This is a genomic window from Burkholderia sp. Bp9004, assembly GCF_003858025.1.
Lineage (GTDB): Bacteria > Pseudomonadota > Gammaproteobacteria > Burkholderiales > Burkholderiaceae > Burkholderia > Burkholderia diffusa.
In genome coordinates, this window is record NZ_QTQD01000006.1 from 202,497 (window position 1) to 219,557 (window position 17,061).

At 66.7% G+C, this 17,061-nt stretch carries 15 protein-coding genes; 12 read left to right on the top strand and 3 right to left on the bottom strand.

The features are described 5' to 3' along the window. The first annotated feature begins 30 nt into the window (after window positions 1-30). The 5 genes from DIE08_RS09960 to DIE08_RS09980 all read left to right on the top strand — a co-directional run bounded on the left by DIE08_RS09960 (window position 31) and on the right by DIE08_RS09980 (window position 4,545). A complete protein-coding gene (locus tag DIE08_RS09960) occupies window positions 31-975 on the top strand; it encodes a carbohydrate ABC transporter permease (RefSeq protein ID WP_124901775.1) in 945 nt (314 codons plus the stop codon). Window positions 976-992: 17 nt separating this feature from the next. Next, entirely contained in the window at window positions 993-1,844 is an 852-nt protein-coding gene (locus DIE08_RS09965) for a carbohydrate ABC transporter permease (protein WP_124901776.1), read from the top strand. A gap of 341 nt (window positions 1,845-2,185) precedes the next feature. Then, the gene (locus DIE08_RS09970; protein ID WP_124901777.1) at window positions 2,186-2,932 is read left to right on the top strand and encodes an SDR family oxidoreductase; all 747 of its coding nucleotides are present in this window, start codon (window positions 2,186-2,188) and stop codon (window positions 2,930-2,932) included. A 153-nt stretch (window positions 2,933-3,085) separates the two neighbouring features. Then, a complete protein-coding gene (locus DIE08_RS09975) occupies window positions 3,086-3,940 on the top strand; it encodes a DJ-1/PfpI family protein (RefSeq protein WP_059604685.1) in 855 nt (284 codons plus the stop codon). Window positions 3,941-4,062: 122 nt separating this feature from the next. After that, on the top strand, window positions 4,063-4,545 hold the full coding sequence (locus DIE08_RS09980; protein WP_059604682.1) for an SgcJ/EcaC family oxidoreductase: 483 nt from the start codon (window positions 4,063-4,065) through the stop codon (window positions 4,543-4,545). Window positions 4,546-4,637: 92 nt separating this feature from the next. Here the strand turns inward: DIE08_RS09980 and DIE08_RS09985 are convergent, their stop codons facing one another. Then, a complete protein-coding gene (locus DIE08_RS09985; protein WP_260436501.1) occupies window positions 4,638-5,525 on the bottom strand; it encodes a GlxA family transcriptional regulator in 888 nt (295 codons plus the stop codon). Between DIE08_RS09985 and DIE08_RS36150 the strand changes: the two genes are divergently transcribed. Next, window positions 5,469-5,678, top strand: coding sequence for a hypothetical protein (locus DIE08_RS36150; RefSeq protein ID WP_260436502.1), 210 nt, complete (start codon window positions 5,469-5,471; stop codon window positions 5,676-5,678). The genes DIE08_RS09985 and DIE08_RS36150 overlap by 57 nt on opposite strands. A 51-nt stretch (window positions 5,679-5,729) precedes the next feature. Here DIE08_RS36150 and DIE08_RS09990 read toward each other — a convergent pair whose 3' ends face one another. Together DIE08_RS09990 and glcC are read right to left on the bottom strand one after the other, a co-directional pair. Continuing rightward, window positions 5,730-7,205 carry a nitronate monooxygenase gene (locus DIE08_RS09990; RefSeq protein ID WP_124901778.1) on the bottom strand — a complete coding sequence of 492 codons (1,476 nt, stop codon included), beginning with the start codon at window positions 7,203-7,205 and terminating at the stop codon, window positions 5,730-5,732. Between the two features lie 196 nt (window positions 7,206-7,401). Further along, complete coding sequence (gene glcC / locus DIE08_RS09995) at window positions 7,402-8,172, bottom strand: transcriptional regulator GlcC (RefSeq protein WP_124901779.1); 771 nt, start codon at window positions 8,170-8,172, stop codon at window positions 7,402-7,404. A 232-nt stretch (window positions 8,173-8,404) separates the two neighbouring features. On the opposite strand from glcC, the gene glcD reads away from it, so the two are divergent. The 6 genes from glcD (at window position 8,405) to DIE08_RS10025 (ending at window position 16,983) form a co-directional block, all read left to right on the top strand. Next, on the top strand, window positions 8,405-9,904 hold the full coding sequence (gene glcD, locus DIE08_RS10000) for a glycolate oxidase subunit GlcD (RefSeq protein ID WP_124901780.1): 1,500 nt from the start codon (window positions 8,405-8,407) through the stop codon (window positions 9,902-9,904). Beyond that, window positions 9,904-10,986: a glycolate oxidase subunit GlcE gene (gene glcE, locus DIE08_RS10005; protein ID WP_059604667.1), complete on the top strand. Its 1,083-nt coding sequence runs from the start codon at window positions 9,904-9,906 to the stop codon at window positions 10,984-10,986. Before glcD ends, glcE begins: the two co-directional genes overlap by 1 nt. 24 nt (window positions 10,987-11,010) lie before the next feature. Further along, complete coding sequence (gene glcF, locus DIE08_RS10010) at window positions 11,011-12,231, top strand: glycolate oxidase subunit GlcF (RefSeq protein WP_124901781.1); 1,221 nt, start codon at window positions 11,011-11,013, stop codon at window positions 12,229-12,231. A gap of 22 nt (window positions 12,232-12,253) precedes the next feature. Further along, window positions 12,254-12,658: a heme-binding protein gene (locus tag DIE08_RS10015; RefSeq protein ID WP_059604661.1), complete on the top strand. Its 405-nt coding sequence runs from the start codon at window positions 12,254-12,256 to the stop codon at window positions 12,656-12,658. Window positions 12,659-12,694: 36 nt separating this feature from the next. Beyond that, entirely contained in the window at window positions 12,695-14,869 is a 2,175-nt protein-coding gene (locus DIE08_RS10020) for a malate synthase G (RefSeq protein WP_124629532.1), read from the top strand. A 551-nt stretch (window positions 14,870-15,420) separates the two neighbouring features. Continuing rightward, window positions 15,421-16,983: a sensor domain-containing diguanylate cyclase gene (locus tag DIE08_RS10025; protein ID WP_124901782.1), complete on the top strand. Its 1,563-nt coding sequence runs from the start codon at window positions 15,421-15,423 to the stop codon at window positions 16,981-16,983. Window positions 16,984-17,061 lie beyond the last annotated feature (78 nt).

A 17,061-nucleotide genomic window follows, 5' to 3' on the forward strand; every position in this document is an offset into this window, starting at 1 on the left:
GTGCCGCCGCGTCCGCCCAGGAGGCTTGCCGTGTCCAGTCCGATCACGTCCAGACCCGTCGAAACGCCTGCCGCGCCGCCGGCCGGCAGGTCGCCCGCCGCACTGCGCGCGCGCCGGCCGTCGCCAACCGCGCGGCGGCAACGGCGCGCCGCGTGGCTCTTTCTGGCGCCCGCGTGCGCAATGGTTGCCGTCTATGTGATCTGGCCGATCCTGTCCACGCTGTGGCTGAGCCTCTGCAACTGGGACGGGATGACCGAGCGCACGTTCGTTGGTCTCGCGAACTACGCCGAGCTGCTGCACGCGCCGACGTTCTACACCGCGCTGCGCAACAACGTGATCTGGCTCGCGCTGTTCATGCTCGCACCGCCGCTCGGCCTCGCGCTCGCGCTGTACCTGAACCAGGCGGTCGCGGGCATCCGGCTCGTGAAGTCGCTGTTCTTCGCACCGTTCGTGTTGTCCGGCGTGGTCGTCGGCCTGATCTTCTCGTGGTTCTACGATCCGACCTTCGGGCTGCTCGCGCTGATCGCCGGACACGGCATCCCGGTGCTCGGCGACGCGCGCTATGCGACGTTCGGCATCGTGTTCGCCGCGCTGTGGCCGCAAACCGCGTACTGCATGATCCTGTACCTCACCGGCCTCACGTCGGTGAACCCGGAGCAGATCGAAGCCGCGCGGATGGAAGGCGCGCGCGGTTTCGCGTTGTTGTGGCACGTGGTGCTGCCGCAGTTGCGGCCGACCACGTTCATGGCGATCGTCGTCACGGTGATCGGCGCGCTGCGCAGCTTCGACCTGATCTCGGTGATGACGAGCGGCGGCCCGTTCGAGAGCTCGACCGTGCTCGCGTATTACATGTACGACCAGGCGATCAAGTACTACCGGCTCGGCTATTCCGCGGCGATCGCGGTCGTGCTGTTCGCGATCATGCTCGTCTACATCGTGTTCCAGTTGCGCCGCATGCTGCGCAACGAGCAATAACCTGACCGGTGGCCATCATGTTTCCGACTCCCGTTGCTCAATGGAAGCCTGTCTCGCGCAGGCTGTACAAGTTGTCGCTGCCCGTTGCGCTGCTGATCTGGCTGCTGCCGATGATCGCGGTGTTCGTCACGTCGGTGCGCTCGACCGAGGAACTGGTCGAAGGTCACTACTGGGGCTGGCCGCGGCACTTCTCGATGATCGAGAACTATCGCGACGCGCTGACCACGTCGCCGATGCTGCATTACTTCTGGAACAGCGTGCAGATCACGGTGCCGTCGGTGCTCGGGGCGATCGCGCTTGCCGCGATGGCCGGGTTCGCGCTGGCGACTTACCGGTTTCGCGGGAATGTCGCGTTGTTCGGGACGTTCGTCGCGGGGAATTTCGTGCCCGTGCAGGTGTTGATGATTCCCGTGCGTGATTTGTCGCTCAGGCTTGGAGTATTCAATACGGTCGAGGCGTTGATTCTCTTTCACGTCGCGTTTCAGACGGGGTTCTGCACGCTGTTTCTGCGGAATTTCATCAAGCAGTTGCCGTTCGAGCTGATCGAGGCGGCACGGATCGAAGGGGCCGGCGAGTGGACGGTGTTCTGGCGGATCGTGTTGCCGTTGATCCGGCCGGCGTTGGCCGCGCTTGCGATCCTCGTGTTCACGTTCGTGTGGAACGATTACTTCTGGGCGCTGTGTCTCACGCAAGGCGACGAGGCCGCGCCGATCACGGCGGGGGTAGCGGCGCTGAAGGGGCAATGGACGACGTCGTGGAACCTGGTCTCGGCCGGGTCGATTCTCGCTGCGTTGCCGTCGGTCGCGATGTTCTTCGCGATGCAGAAGCATTTCGTCGCGGGGCTGACGTTCGGGGCGACCAAAGGGTGAACGCGCCCTGACCGCCGATCGCGGATTCGGATCTCCCCCTCTTCATCGAGAGGATTGCCCGCTTCGGCGGGCTTTTTTATTGTTGGCGGAGCCGAGCGGAATATCGGTTATCGACTCGCTTCAGTCCAGCTGTGTCTGCCTGACACTGGCGTGACTGAACGCCGGATACGTTTTCGTCAGTTCGGATGCGGTGGCGCGTTTTGAGGGTTATACGACCTTTGCGCCATTGACCTCACGTTCCATACTTCCCTCGGACGATCAAGCCGGGAAAGGCGCACGAACGCGATTGCGTTTCGCGCTTGCGGCCTGATCAATCACACGACCATGGAAAGGAATGGAAGATGAGGCTCAAGAACAAGTCAGCTCTGATCACCGGTGGAACCAGTGGCATCGGTCTTGCAACCGCGAAGCTGTTCATTGCCGAAGGCGCCCGAGTCGCGGTTACGGGTCGCGATGACGCCGTGTTCGAGCGTGTGCAGGCCGAGCTTGGCGAGAATGCGATCGTTCTCAAGGGTGACGTGCGCTCGATCAAGGACATGCGCGCGATTGCCGCCGAGGTAAAAGAGCAGTTCGGCGGTCTCGATATCGTGTTCGCCAATGCTGGCTGGGCTTTCCCGTCAGCAGTCGACGACATCGACGACAAACTCTACAACGAGATCATGGACGTCAACGTCAAGGGTGTGGTGTTCACGCTTCAAGCGGTGCTTCCTGACTTGCGGGACGGTTCCTCAGTGATCCTCAATACGTCGTTCGTGGCGCAGACCGGTAAGCACGGCATCTCGCTGACTGCGGCGGCGAAAGCCGCGGTGCGATCGCTTGCCCGCAGCTGGTCCTATGAGTTTCTCGACCGGAGGATCCGCTTCAACGCGATCGCGCCCGGCGCAATGAACACGCCGCTGATCACAAAGTGGGGCATGTCCGACGAATGGGTTCGCGACCGTCGGGCCGAGTTCGCTGCAGCGATTCCGGTGGGCCACCTGGGCAAGGCCGAGGACATCGCCTACGCGGCGCTCTATCTCGCGAGCGACGAGTCTGCCTACGTCGTTGGCGCCGAACTGGTCGTCGATGGCGGTGCCTCGCAGCTTTGAGCCTGCGGTTCACGATTCCGGAGCCAGACGCGCAACGCCGGCTCATCCACATCCCGATCTCGCGTCCGCCACACCTTTCGTCGTGGCGGTCATTCAATCCGGCCCAGCCTGGTAGCGTTCGCAGAGGGGGCCGCAGTGCAAGGAGAAGTCATCTTGACCGACAGTAGCGAAAACAATGCTTCCGTAACGCAACTCACCCGAGCAGGCAGTTCGCGCCGCAATATGCTCAAGCTTGGCAGCGCCGCCACGCTCGGCGCCGTCCTGGGTGGTGGCGCCTTGCTCGGGCACGTCACGCCTGCTCTCGCACAGGCGGGCAGCGAAGGGCGACTTGCGCCGAATGCACCCCTCGATATTCTGATCGTCAACTACGACGGCGGTACGCTGCTCGATTTTGCCGGCCCCAGCGAGATTTTCCACCGGTTACCCAATACGAACGTTCGCTACGCGAGCCTCAATGGCGGCAACGTGACGCTCGAATTCGGCGTCGTATATGGCAAGACCGAACGACTGGCCGACATCGAGAAGACCGATGTGATCCTGGTCCCCGGCGGGTCCGATCTGACGGCCCCGATGCGACCGGAGTATCAGGCGCAGATCCGGCGTCTGGCGGAAAGCGCCAAACACGTGACGTCGGTTTGCAACGGATCGCTCGTGCTCGCCGCAACAGGCATTCTCAACGGCAAGCGAAGCGCATGCCACTGGGCCTTCGTCAACAAGCTGTCCGAGTATGGCGCCATTCCCGTTCCCGATCGCTTCGTGGAAGACGACAACGGCAGGTTCATGAGCGGCGGCGGCGTGACGGCAGGCATCGACTTCGCACTTCGCGTGGCAGCGAAGCTGCGCGGCCGACAGGCCGCCGAATTCACGCAGCTCGTGATCGAATACGACCCCGCTCCGCCGTTCCATTCCGGTCATCCGAGGGACGCGCGGCCGGAAGTCATCGCGATGGTCGACAAGGAACTGCCCGGCGCATCCAGGGGGCTCGCACGAATCCCCGGTGTGCGCTGAAACGCCTGCCTGCAATGCGTGCATGGCCGCCGCCTGGCGCGCTGGAGGCCGAGGCCGACGTTGCCGGCCCGCCCGCCCACGTGGCGCCGCCCTTTCAACTCAAGTCAGTTCGACATCACTCGATGAAACAGATACGTTCTTGCACCGCTGCGCTTGCAGCCTGCGCTTCCTTTTTTGCATTCACCGCGCCCGCCATCGCCGACGGTTCGCAACGCCCGCCCGAAGCGGCCATCAAGGCCGAGAACGCGCGATGGGCGGATGCCTTTGCGCGAGGAGACTACGAGGCGATTGGCCGCCTTTATACCGATGACGGCACGCTCCTGCCGCCCGGAGGCGACAAGGTCACGGGAAGCCGTGCGATCACCGAGTACTTCGCCAAGGGGTACGCCGGATCGAAACCCGGCACCGTATCGTTCAGTCATGACGAGTTCTACGGTGACGACCGGACCGTGACGGAAGTTTCGGATGCGGAAGTCCGCGACCACGACGGCAAGCTCCGGATCCGCGCCAAGCAGATTCTCGTCTTCGTGAAACAGGCCGGCGTGTGGAAGCTGCACCGCGACATGTGGAATGACTACGGTCCGGTCAGAAGCGCCGCACAGTGAGCGCCCGTCGAACTGGTGCGTCACGTTCCCACGCGTCGATAGAACGCCAGCGGGACATTGACCACGCAGCACGCTGATCGGCCGGCAGTCGATCAGCGCGCACCGTTCGATCTGCTCTCGCGCCGAATCGCCTGCGGTGGGTGCCCATGCAGCTTGATGAAGGCCCGCCGCATCCGTTCCGGATCGGTGAATCCCACAGCCAGGGCAATCTGTTCGATCGGTTCGCTGCCTCCCTGCAGGCGCAGCCGCGCAGCTTCGACTCGCAAGCGCTCGACCGCCCTGGCAGGCGTTTCACCGGTTTCCCGGCGAAAAGCGCGTCCGAACTGCCGCAAACTCAATCTTGCGGCATCAGCGAGCCGCTCGACAGGCAAGGCTTCAGCGAGATGTTCCCGCGCAAAATTCAGTGCGATGCGGATGCGATCCGATTCCGGCTCCATCCGCGACATGGCGGAGAATTGGGACTGCCCTCCTGGTCGACGATACGGAACCACCAGAAGCCTGGACACGGCGCGCGCAATCTCCGCGCCCATGTCGCGTTCAATGATGCCGAGCGCCAGGTCTATCCCGGAGGCGATGCCCGCCGACGTCCAGACGCGGCCATCCTCGATATAGATGCTGTCGCCGTCGACCCGGATGCGAGGGAAGCGCGACTGCAATTGCGTAGCGTATCGCCAGTGGGTCGCCGCTCTCAAGCCGTCCAGCAAGCCGGTTTCCGCAAGCAGAAAGGCGCCCGTACACACGCTCGCCACGCGCGAGGCCTTGGCGGCCAATTTCCCGGCCGCGGCAATATTCTCCGATGTCTGCATCGGATCGATATCACCACCCACGAAAATGACGGTATCGAACGCGCGCCTTCCGATCGGCATCGTCTCGATCGAAAGGCCCGTATTGCCATGAACCAGGCCTCCGGATCGCGAGATGACATGAAGCTCGTATGGCGTATGGCCGGCAGCTGTGGCCACCTGATTGAAAGCCGACAACGGCCCGCCAAGATCAAGCGCATCGTAGCCACGGCAAACGAAGAATCCGATTCTATGCATGACGAAGCAATGACTGAAATTCCGGAAGGCGCATTTTACTGGGAACCCTCGAATAGCGTCATCTGGCCTGAAACGAGGGAAAAACGTCGTTGACGCCGGCATCGCTTGCCCACGGAGGCGCTCGTCAGAGCGACGCGGGCCAAATCATTGCCCCTCCCCCCTCTCCCTCAACCGCGCATCCACCGCGCCGATATTCTTTTCGTGCGCGACCAGCATCAACGACAGCGCATGATGAATATCCGGATCCGCCAGCGTCGGCAGCAGCGTCTGCAGTTTGCGCACGACCCAGCGTTGCCCGCGGTTCAGAAACGCCATCCGCTCGGCCAGATCATCGATCGCCATCGCCTTTTCATAGAATGAACCGGTCGCACGCGTAGGCATTGCACCGAGCGTCTGAATCGCGTCGACCAGCACGCTGCACCAGTGCGCCTCGTCCTGCCGAATATGCGCGATCAGCCGGTGGAGTTCGGCGTCTTCGGTAACCGCTGCCGCTGTCTCGGATGCAACGCGCGCCCCCGCCCGCTCCGCCTCCAGCAATTCATCGAGCGCCGCGAGCAACGCCGCACGCGCCTCATTCACTTCACCAGCCGATGAAGCCGCGCTTGTCTCGACGATCGCCGCCGCATCGCACACGATCCGGCGCAGCACCTCGCCGGCCGACTCGATCGCTCGAATTCGCCCGGCCCCCGTGCCCGCATACAACGCCATCGCCTCGAAATCACCGGTCATCGTACGCAACGGCGAGTCGGTGCTGAACAGATAAATGGGCCGCCCTTCCTCGTCGCCGATCACCACGCGCGCATCATTGAACGGATCACCGCGCTCGCCACGCGTGACACTCGACGGCAGCACGCGCACCCGCGCGCCGCGCGGCCAGTTGATGTGAAAGATATCGGTCAACAGCGTGTCGCCTTCACGCGCATCGACGATCCGCTGCTGGTGATACGCATGCGCGAACGATTCGTGCGTCGCGATGAACGCCGTACCCATCACCGCCCCCTGCGCACCGAGCGCCATCGCGGCGGCCACGTCGGGGCCGTCGACGATCCCGCCGGCCGCGAGCACCGGCAACCGCGTCGCGCGAATCACTTCAGGCAACAACTCGGCCAACGGCCGATCACCACGCACGTGGCCGCCAGCCTCGCGCCCCTGGGCGATCAGCGCCTGCGCTCCGGCCGCCTCGGCCGCGCGCGCATCGTCGAGCGAGCCCACCTGATGAACCACCCGCACGCCCGCATCGCGCAGACGCCGCACGACGCCCGGCATCACATCCCAGAACAACGCAACCACGGGCACACGCAACTCGATACACGCATCGATCTGCGCATTGAGCAATTCGGTCGGCGTCGACGCGGGAATCAGGTTGACGCCGAATGGCCGCTCGGTGGCCGCGCGCACCTTTTCGACCTCGCGCCGGATCAGCGCGACCGGCTCGCGCACCATCCCGAGAAAACCGAACCCGCCGGCGGCGCTCACCGCACTCGCGAGCTCCGCCCGCGCGACGCCGCCCATGCCCGCGAGCACGATCGGCCATGCACAGCCGAGCAGGTCGCAGACGGGGCGATGCAGGATCTGGACGGCGCGGGCCTCCGGCCCGTCGCCACGCGTCGGAATCGACATGCAGCGTCCTCCTTCAAGGATTGGCGGCGCGTCACGGTCAACCGCGAAGGCGCGTGTCGCGCAAGGGCGAAACCGGTCGTGTCGGGCCACGCATCAAATGGGTCACATTGTGACATATTGATCCATGAGACCGCGCGACCAGCGCAATATGCCTGATGCACGTCACGGCGCCAACGGCCACGCCGGTTCAAGCGGCTCAGGTCCATCCTTCGAGGCGCAGCGTCGAGCGCACGAGCCGCTGCTCCTCCGCTTCGATCTCGCGCAGATAATCGACGCACTGCCGGATATGCTCGCTCGCGGCCTTGCGCGCCTGGTCGGGCAACCGCCCGGTCACCGCGTTGTAGAGCCGCGCGTGCTGACGGTCGATCTGCTTCTTCAGCGGCTCGCGGTGATAGAGGTTGTTCACCGACGCGAACACGGAACTGAGCAGCAGATCCGTCAGCGACTGCAGCGTGTTGACGAGCACCGGATTGTGCGACGCCTCGCAGATCGCGAGATGGAACGCATGGTCGAGCTTCGCGCGCGCGGCCGGGTCGAGATCCTGCGCGTCGGCCGCGGTCATTTCCTCGTATCGACGCTTGATCAGGATGAAGTCGGCGGGCGTGCCGCGCAGCGCGGCGAGCCGCGCGGCTTCGGTCTCGAGCATCCCGCGCACTTCGAACAGGTCGTACAGCGTGCGCGGCTGCGAGCCGAGCAGATGCATCATCGGCGAAACCTCGCGCTGCGGGGTCAGGCTCGCGACGAACGAGCCCTTGCCGTGCGTCGTGTCGATGATCCCGCGCGCGCGCAGCAGCTTCATCCCTTCGCGCACGGCCGTGCGCGACACGCCGAGCTTCTCGGTGAGCCGCCGCTCGGACGGCAGCGCCTGCCCGGCCTTGAGCACGCCGTCGACGATCAGTTGCTCGATCCGCTCGGCGACGACGTCGGCGACATTGCGCGCCGGCGCGTGTCGATCCTGCTTTTCCATACTGGTATGACCACTTTTGGCGAATGTCGTCGATTTTCTCACAATCCCTTGTTTGGATTGGGTTTTTCCCTTCGATCGATGCCCCTCGACAGGCACGCCTCGAAAAACTGGTATGACCACGCTGGCGGCGTCTGGACATGCCCCCTCCGCCCGCCAAGAATGCCGTCCATCCGGTGCGCCGCGCATCCCGCGGCCGCCTGCATGATGAAGAGGGTGGAGACGGAGACACACGATGAGTTTCACCTACGACGAACGGATCGACGGCCCGCTGGCGACCGTCGACCGCGACACACTCGTTGCCGCACTGCACGCGGCTGCGCCCGGCCTCGACGTGCTGCACGAGCGCGAGGCGCTCAAGCCGTTCGAATGCGACGGCCTCGCCGCATACCGCACGGTGCCGCTCGCGGTCGTGCTGCCCGACACGGTCGAGCAGGTGCGCGCGGTGCTGCGCGTCGCGGCCGCGCACGGCGTGCCGGTGGTCGCACGCGGCGCGGGCACCGGCCTGTCCGGCGGCGCGATGCCGCTCGAAAAGGGCCTCCTGCTCGTCATGTCGAAGTTCAACAAGATTCTCGACATCGACCCCGATGCCGGCATCGCGCGCGTGCAGCCCGGCGTGCGCAACCTCGCGATCTCGCAAGCGGCCGCGCCGCACGGCCTCTACTACGCGCCCGATCCGTCGTCGCAGATCGCGTGCTCGATCGGCGGCAACGTCGCCGAAAACGCGGGCGGCGTGCATTGCCTCAAATACGGGCTGACGGTGCACAACATCCTGAAGGTCGAGATCCTGACGATCGACGGCGACACGCTGACGCTCGGCGCCGACGCGCTCGACGCCCCCGGCTTCGACCTGCTCGCGCTGTTCACCGGCTCGGAGGGGATGCTGGGCATCGTGACCGAGGTGACGGTGAAGCTGCTGCCGAAGCCGCCGAGCGTGAAGGTGTTGATGGCGAGCTTCGACGACGTCGCCGAAGCCGGCGCGGCGGTCGCGCGGATCATCGGCGCGGGCGTGATCCCCGGCGGGCTCGAGATGATGGACAACCTCGCGATCCGTGCGGCCGAAGACTTCATCCACGCGGGCTATCCGGTCGACGCGCAGGCGATCCTGCTGTGCGAACTCGATGGCGCGGCGACCGATGTCGACGAAGACGCCGAACGCGTCGCCACGCTGCTGCGTGAGGCCGGCGCGTCGGAAATCCGCGTCGCGCGCGACGAAGCGGAGCGGCAGCGTTTCTGGGCCGGCCGCAAGAACGCGTTCCCGGCAGTCGGCCGCATGTCGCCCGACTACTACTGCATGGACGGCACGATCCCGCGCCGCGAACTGCCGCGCGTGCTCGAAGGGATCGCCGCGCTCTCGGCCGAATACGCGCTGCCGGTCGCGAACGTGTTCCATGCGGGCGACGGCAACATGCATCCGCTGATCCTGTTCGACGCGAACCGTCCCGGCGAGCTCGACCGCGCGGAGGCGCTCGGCGGCAAGATCCTCGAGCTGTGCGTCGCCGTGGGCGGCAGCATCACCGGCGAACACGGCGTCGGGCGCGAGAAGATCAACCAGATGTGCGTGCAGTTCAACGCCGACGAAATCACGTTCTTCCACGCGGTGAAGGCCGCGTTCGATCCGCGGCGCCTGCTCAATCCCGGCAAGAACATCCCGACGCTGCATCGCTGCGCCGAGTTCGGCGCGATGCACGTCCATCACGGCAAGCTGCCGTTTCCCGAACTGGAGCGCTTCTGATGCGACGCGAACGCGAATCCGAATCGATCGACGATAGCGCGGCGCTCGTCGCACAGGTCGACGCCGCGATCCACGATCGCCAGCCGCTGCACATTCGCGGCGCGGGCACGAAGGCGTTCGTCGGCCGCGCCGTCGAAGGCCGCACGCTCGACGTGCGCACGCATCGCGGCATCGTCGCGTACGACCCGACCGAACTCGTCATCACCGCGCGCGCGGGCACGCCGCTCGCCGAACTCGACGCGATGCTCGACGCGGCGGGCCAGATGCTGCCGTGCGAGCCGCCGACGTTCGGCGGCGCGGCCACCGTCGGCGGGATGTTCGCGGCCGCGCTGTCGGGGCCGCGCCGCCCGTGGGCCGGCGCGGTGCGCGACTTTGTGCTCGGCTGCCGCGTGATCACCGGCCACGCGAAACATCTGCGTTTCGGCGGCGAGGTGATGAAGAACGTCGCGGGCTACGACGTGTCGCGGCTGCTGGCGGGCAGCTTCGGCTGCCTCGGCGTCGTGACGGAGGTGTCGCTGAAGGTGCTGCCGAAGCCGCGCGCGACCGGCGATCTCGCGTTGCCGCTCACTGCGGGCGAAGCCGTTCAACGCGTCGCCGGGTGGCGGCGCGCGGGGCTGCCGCTCGCGGGCGCCTGCCACGCGGACGGCGTGCTGCGCGTGCGCCTCGAAGGCGGCGAGGGCTCGGTGAAGGCCGCGCGCGACACGATCGGCGGCGAGCGCATGGACGATCGCGACGACGGGTTCTGGGCGCGGCTGCGCGACCTGTCGCTGCCGTTCTTCGACGATCCCCGCCCGCTGTGGCGCGTGTCGGTGCCGGCCGCCGCGCCGCTCGATGCGCTCGCCGGTGCGGTGCTCGTCGACTGGGGCGGCGCGCAGCGCTGGCTGAAAACCGACGCCGCACCGGCCGACGTGCAGCGGTTCGCCGCGCAGTGGGGCGGCCACGCGACCTGCTTCACGGCCGGCACGACGTCCGAGCCGTTCCAGCCGTTGCCGCCCGCGCTGCTGCGCGTGCATCGCCAGCTGAAGGCGCAGCTCGATCCGCATGCAATTTTCAATCCCGGCCGCCTGTACGCGGACGTCTGACGCCAACCCGACTCCGAACCGCCGATGCAAACCAATCTCAGCGAAGCCAGCAAGGCCCTCGACCGGGCCGACGAAGCGGAAGCGATCCTGCGCGCGTGCGTGCACTGCGGCTTCTGCAATGCGACCTGCCCGACCTACCAGGTGCTCGGCAACGAGCTCGACGGGCCGCGCGGACGCATCTACCTGATCAAGCAAATGCTCGAAGGCGAACCGTGCGGCGAGCGCACGCAGCAGCATCTCGACCGCTGCCTGACCTGCCGCAACTGCGAAACGACCTGTCCGTCCGGCGTGCGCTATCACACGCTGCTCGACATCGGCCGCGCGGAAGCCGAGAAACGCGCGCGGCGTCCGGCGCGCGAGCGCCTGCTGCGCGCCGGCCTGCGTCACGTCGTGCCGCGGCCGGCGACCTTCGCCGCGCTGCTGAAGGCCGGCCGCGCGCTGCGCCCGCTGCTGCCCGGCGCGCTGCAGGACAAGATCCCGGCCACCGTGCCCGCCGCCATGCCGCGCCCGCCCGTGCGCCACGCCCGGCGCGTGCTGATGCTGGAAGGCTGCGTGCAGCCTTCGCTGTCGCCGAACACGAACGCGGCCGCCGCACGCGTGCTCGACCGGCTCGGCATCAGCGTGACGCCCGCGCGCGAGGCCGGCTGCTGCGGCGCGACCGAATATCACCTGAACGCGCAGGATGCCGGGCTCGCACGCGCACGCCGCAACATCGATGCATGGTGGCCCGCGATCGCGGCCGGCGCGGAAGCGATCGTGCTGACGGCGAGCGGCTGCGGCGCGTTCGTGAAGGAATACGGCGACCTGCTGCGCTCCGACCCTGTCTATGCGGACAAGGCGCGGCGCGTCAGCGCGCTCGCGCGCGACCTCGCGGAAGTGATCGCGGCCGAGCCGCTCGACGCGCTGGCCGATGCGACGCAGCGCCGCGTCGCGGTTCATTGCCCGTGCACGCTGCAGCACGCGCAGCGGCTCGGCGGCGCGGTGGAGAGCATCCTGACGCGGCTCGGCTTCGATCTGACGAATGTCGCCGACGGCCACCTGTGCTGCGGCTCCGCCGGCACCTATGCGCTGACGCAGCCCGAACTCGCCACCAAACTGCGCGACAACAAGCTCGACGCGCTCGAAGCCGCACGGCCGGACCTGATTGTCACGGCCAACATCGGCTGCCAGACTCACCTGAACGGCGCGGGCCGCACGCGCGTGCGCCACTGGATCGAGCTCGTCGACAACCGACTCGTCAACTGACCGCTGATTCCGGAGGAACGCCATGAAAACGAAGCCCGAACTCGAACTCGCCGACGTCGACCGCATGCTCGCCGCCGCCCGCGCGGAAGCCGAGCGTCACGGCTGGGCCGTGTCGATCGCCATCGTCGACGACGGCGGGCACCTGCTCGCGTTCGCACGCCTCGACGGTGCATCGGCGGCCAGCGCCTGCATCGCGCAGGACAAGGCGCGCGCGGCGGCGCTCGGCCGTCGCGAGACGAAGGCGTATGAGGATATGATCAACGGTGGCCGCACGGCGTTTCTGAGCGTGCCGCTGACGGGGTTGCTCGAAGGCGGCGTGCCGGTGACGGTGGATGGCCGCATTGCGGGCGCGATCGGTGTGTCTGGCGTAAAGTCCGAACAGGATGCGCAGATCGCCCGCGCCGGCACACAAAGCGTCGCGGCCTGATCCGCGCGCGTTTTTCATTCCCCGGGAGGAATCACGATGATCGACCAAGCAGGACTGCAAGTCGCGCCAGCGCTGAGCCAGTTCATTGAAAACGAAGCACTGCCGGGCACCGGTATCGACAAGACCGCATTCTGGAGCGGTTTCTCGGCCCTGGTGCACGACCTCGCGCCGCGCAACCGCGAACTGCTCGCGGAACGCGACCGCCTGCAGCAGGAACTCGACGCGTGGCATCGCGCGCACCCCGGCCCGGTGCGCGACCATGCCGCGTATCGCGCGTTCCTCGAACAGATCGGCTACCTCGTGCCGGTCCCGTCGAACGTCGCGGCAGCCACCGCGCACGTCGACAGCGAGATCGCGACGCAGGCCGGCCCGCAGCTCGTCGTGCCGCTGTCGAACGCGCGCTATGCGCTGAACGCCGCGAACGCACGCTGGGGCAGCCTGTACGACGCGCTGTACGGCACCGACGCGCTGCCGGAGGACGGCGGCGCCGAACGCACCACGGCCTACAACCCGACGCGCGGCCAGCGCGTGATCGACTACGCGCGTGAAGTGCTCGACAACGCGGCGCCGCTCGCGAGCGGCTCGCACCGCGACGCACTGCGCTATCGCGTGGAGGACGGCCAGCTCGCCGTCGAAACCGGCAAGGGCGTCGTGCATCTCGCGCAGCCGGCGCAGTTCGTCGGCTATCAAGGCGCGGCAGGCGCACCGTCCGCGATCCTGCTGAAGCACAACGGCCTGCACCTCGAGATCCAGATCGATGCGTCGACCCCCATCGGCCGCGCCGATCTCGCGAACGTGAAGGACGTCGTGCTCGAAGCCGCGGTCAGCACGATCATCGACTGCGAGGATTCGGTCGCGGCGGTCGACGCCGACGACAAGGTCCAGCTGTATCGCAACTGGCTCGGCCTGATGCAAGGCACGCTGGTCGAGGAAGTCGCGAAGGGCGGCAAGACCTTCACGCGCCGCCTGAACGCCGATCGCGAATACACGACGCCGGCCGGCGGCACGGTGACGCTGCACGGCCGCTCGCTGCTGTTCGTGCGCAACGTGGGCCACCTGATGACCAACGGCGCGGTGCTCGACCGCGACGGCAACGAGATTCCGGAAGGCATCCTCGACGGCGTCGTCACGGTGCTGTGCTCGCTGCATGACCTGAAGGCGAAGCGCAACTCGCGCACGGGCTCGATCTACATCGTGAAGCCGAAGATGCACGGCCCGGTCGAAGTCGCGTTCGCCGACACGCTGTTCGCGCGCATCGAGGACCTGTACGGCCTGCCGCGCAACACGCTGAAGATGGGCATCATGGACGAGGAGCGCCGCACCAGCGTGAACCTCGCCGCCTGTATCGCGGCGGCCGCCGCGCGCGTCGCGTTCATCAACACCGGCTTCCTCGACCGCACCGGCGACGAGATGCACACCGCGATGGAAGCCGGCCCGATGATCCGCAAGGGCGACATGAAGTCGTCGGCATGGATCCAGTCGTACGAGCGCAACAACGTGCTCGCGGGCCTGTCGGCCGGCCTGCGCGGCCGCGCGCAGATCGGCAAGGGCATGTGGGCGATGCCGGACCTGATGCATGCGATGCTCGAGCAGAAGATCGCGCATCCGCGCGCCGGCGCGAACACCGCGTGGGTGCCGTCCCCGACCGCCGCGACGCTGCACGCGCTGCACTACCACCTCGTCGACGTGCAGGCCGTCCAGCAGGAACTCGAGAAGACGCCATATGCGAGCGAACGCGACGCGCTGCTCGAAGGCCTGCTGACCGTGCCGGTCGTCGAACGCGCCGAGTGGAGCGAGGCCGAGATCCTGAGCGAAGTCGAGAACAACGCGCAGGGCATCCTCGGCTACGTCGTGCGCTGGGTCGAACAGGGCGTCGGTTGCTCGAAGGTTCCGGACATTCACGACGTCGGCCTGATGGAAGACCGCGCGACGCTGCGCATCTCGAGCCAGCACATCGCGAACTGGCTGCGCCACGGCGTGATCACCGAGGCGTTCGTGCTCGACGTGTTCAAGCGGATGGCGCGCGTCGTCGATCAGCAGAATGCCGGCGACCCGAACTATCGCCCGATGGCGCCCGGCTATGACCAGTCGACGGCATTCAAGGCCGCGTGCGCGCTGGCGCTGCAGGGCACGTCGCAGCCGAGCGGCTATACCGAGCCGCTGCTGCATCGGTTCCGGCTCGCGTACAAGGCGCAGCAACACGGCGCGTAAACCCTTGGCATGCGGGCTTTCCCGCATGCGGTTTCGCGAAACGGGCGGCCATCGTGGCCGCCCGTTTTTCATCTGCGAATTCATGCGGATACCGAAATGGATAATCGGTCCGTATCGCATGACCTCAAGTTCCTGCTTCACCGGCCGTTAAAGCAGTAAAACCGGCCAGCGTGGAATTCGCGCCGCTCCTGCCCCTGGCGCAAAGCCTTGCGCCGCAACACTCCACGCGCGATTGGCAAGTGTCGGCCACGGCGATAAGTTGATCCGGATCAACGGTCCGCAACATTCTCCGCGCATACGAATACGCGCGTTATACTCGGATCAATCCGCGCCGCCCGATTCGTCGGATCGTCGGATCGCGGCCAATCCTCCCGGTGAACGGAGTGATTTTTGCGGTTTATCTGGCCGCAATCATCGATGATCGGCTCCCGTTCCCCGGTCGATCGGGCGGCATGCGCATCGGAGACCGCATACCGGATCGCCGCCGGCAAATCATACGAACAATCGCATCGGCCCGCCGCCTGGCGCAGATGCCCATCGATCCACGAACCATGGCAGAAACCGACTACGCAATGCCCAGCGAATCCGGCCTGACGGGCCGCATCGCCGCGCAATTTCGCCGGTTCCTGCTGCCGCACCTGATCTTCTATTCAGGGCTGCTGATCGCGCTGCTCCTGTTGCTGCTGTGCGCCATCGTGCTGTACGAAGGCCGTATCGACGCACGCGATATCGCGCGCACCACCCAGCAGAACATCGCGCTGATGGCGTCGTGGGACATCGAGCGCAACATCGAGATCTATTCGCTGTCGCTGCAGGCGGTCGTCGACGGCTCGAACGATCCCGAAGTCGCCAGGCTGCCGATGTCGCTGCGCCGCCAGGTGCTGTTCGACCGCGCGACGACGGCCAAATATCTCGGCGGCATCTACGTGCTCGACGCGAACGGCGACATCGCGGTCGACGGCATGAGCGATGTGCCGCGCAAGGTCAACTTCGCCAACGAACCGTATTTCACGGTGCACCGCGACCACCCGGACGTCGGCCTGTACATCAGCGATCCGTACCATTCCCGACTGCGCGGCGGCTCGCTGAGCATCGCGCTCAGCCGGCGTATCACGCGGCCCGACGGGTCATTCGGCGGCGTCGCCGTAATGTCGATCCGGCTCGAATATTTCCAGAACCTGTTCTCGCGCCTGGCGCTCGGCGATCGCGGCTCCGTCGCGCTGATCAACACCGACGGCCGGATGGTCGCGCGCAAGCCGTACGATCCGGCGATCGTCGGCCGCGACATCAGCAAGGCCAGCACGTTCCGGCACTTCATGACCGCGAACGAGGGCAGCTTCGCCGATACCGCGTCGATCGACGGCGTGCGGCGCCTGTACGTGTTCCGGCATCTCGAAAACGTGCCGCTGATCATCATGGTCGCGCGCTCGGAAGCCGACACCTACGCAGCGTGGTACGACCGTGCGATCCCGATCGGTTCGGCGATGGTCATGCTCGCGCTCGGCTTCGCCAGCTTGTCGCTGCTGCTCGACGTGCAGCTGCGCAAGCGGCACCGTGCGGAAACCGAACTGCAGGCGCTCGCGCGCACCGACGGCCTCACCGGCCTCGACAACCGCCGGATGCTCGATGTCACGCTCGCGCGCGAATGGCGCCGCGCGGCACGCTCGCAACACGCGCTGTCGCTGCTGTTCGTCGACGTCGATCACTTCAAGCGCTACAACGACACGCAAGGCCACCAGGCCGGCGACGACGCGCTCGCCGCGGTCGGCCGCTGCATCGCGGGCTGCCTGCGGCGCCCGGCCGACTATGCGGCCCGCTACGGCGGCGAGGAATTCGTCGTCGTGCTGCCCGACGTCGACACGCCCGGCGCCGTGACGATCGCCGAAGCGATCCGCACCGGCATCCTCGATCTCGGCATCCGGCACGCCACGGGCTCGTCCGACCGCCTGACCGCGAGCATCGGCGTGACGACCTGCTACCCGGAACGCGACGACAGCATCCAGGCCGCGCTGAAGCTCGCCGACGACGCGCTGTACCGCGCGAAGGAACGCGGGCGCAACCGGGTCGTCGTGCAGACGGCCGAGAGCCTGGATCGCACGCCGCGGCGCGCCTGAGCCACGGCGGGCCGGCAGGCCGCCGCCCCGCCGACCCCGGGCGAAATCGCCGACAATGTCGGCTCGCCGCCGCGCGAC

Coding starts and splice junctions, on each gene's coding strand:
- glcC (WP_124901779.1), bottom strand. CDS start 8,172: ATGGAAAAGCAGGATCGACACGCGCCGGCGCGCAATGTCGCCGACGTC.
- glcE (WP_059604667.1), top strand. CDS start 9,904: ATGCGACGCGAACGCGAATCCGAATCGATCGACGATAGCGCGGCGCTC.
- DIE08_RS09965 (WP_124901776.1), top strand. CDS start 993: ATGTTTCCGACTCCCGTTGCTCAATGGAAGCCTGTCTCGCGCAGGCTG.
- DIE08_RS10020 (WP_124629532.1), top strand. CDS start 12,695: ATGATCGACCAAGCAGGACTGCAAGTCGCGCCAGCGCTGAGCCAGTTC.
- DIE08_RS10015 (WP_059604661.1), top strand. CDS start 12,254: ATGAAAACGAAGCCCGAACTCGAACTCGCCGACGTCGACCGCATGCTC.
- glcD (WP_124901780.1), top strand. CDS start 8,405: ATGAGTTTCACCTACGACGAACGGATCGACGGCCCGCTGGCGACCGTC.
- DIE08_RS36150 (WP_260436502.1), top strand. CDS start 5,469: ATGAAGCTCGTATGGCGTATGGCCGGCAGCTGTGGCCACCTGATTGAA.
- glcF (WP_124901781.1), top strand. CDS start 11,011: ATGCAAACCAATCTCAGCGAAGCCAGCAAGGCCCTCGACCGGGCCGAC.
- DIE08_RS09990 (WP_124901778.1), bottom strand. CDS start 7,205: ATGTCGATTCCGACGCGTGGCGACGGGCCGGAGGCCCGCGCCGTCCAG.
- DIE08_RS09980 (WP_059604682.1), top strand. CDS start 4,063: ATGAAACAGATACGTTCTTGCACCGCTGCGCTTGCAGCCTGCGCTTCC.
- DIE08_RS09970 (WP_124901777.1), top strand. CDS start 2,186: ATGAGGCTCAAGAACAAGTCAGCTCTGATCACCGGTGGAACCAGTGGC.
- DIE08_RS10025 (WP_124901782.1), top strand. CDS start 15,421: ATGGCAGAAACCGACTACGCAATGCCCAGCGAATCCGGCCTGACGGGC.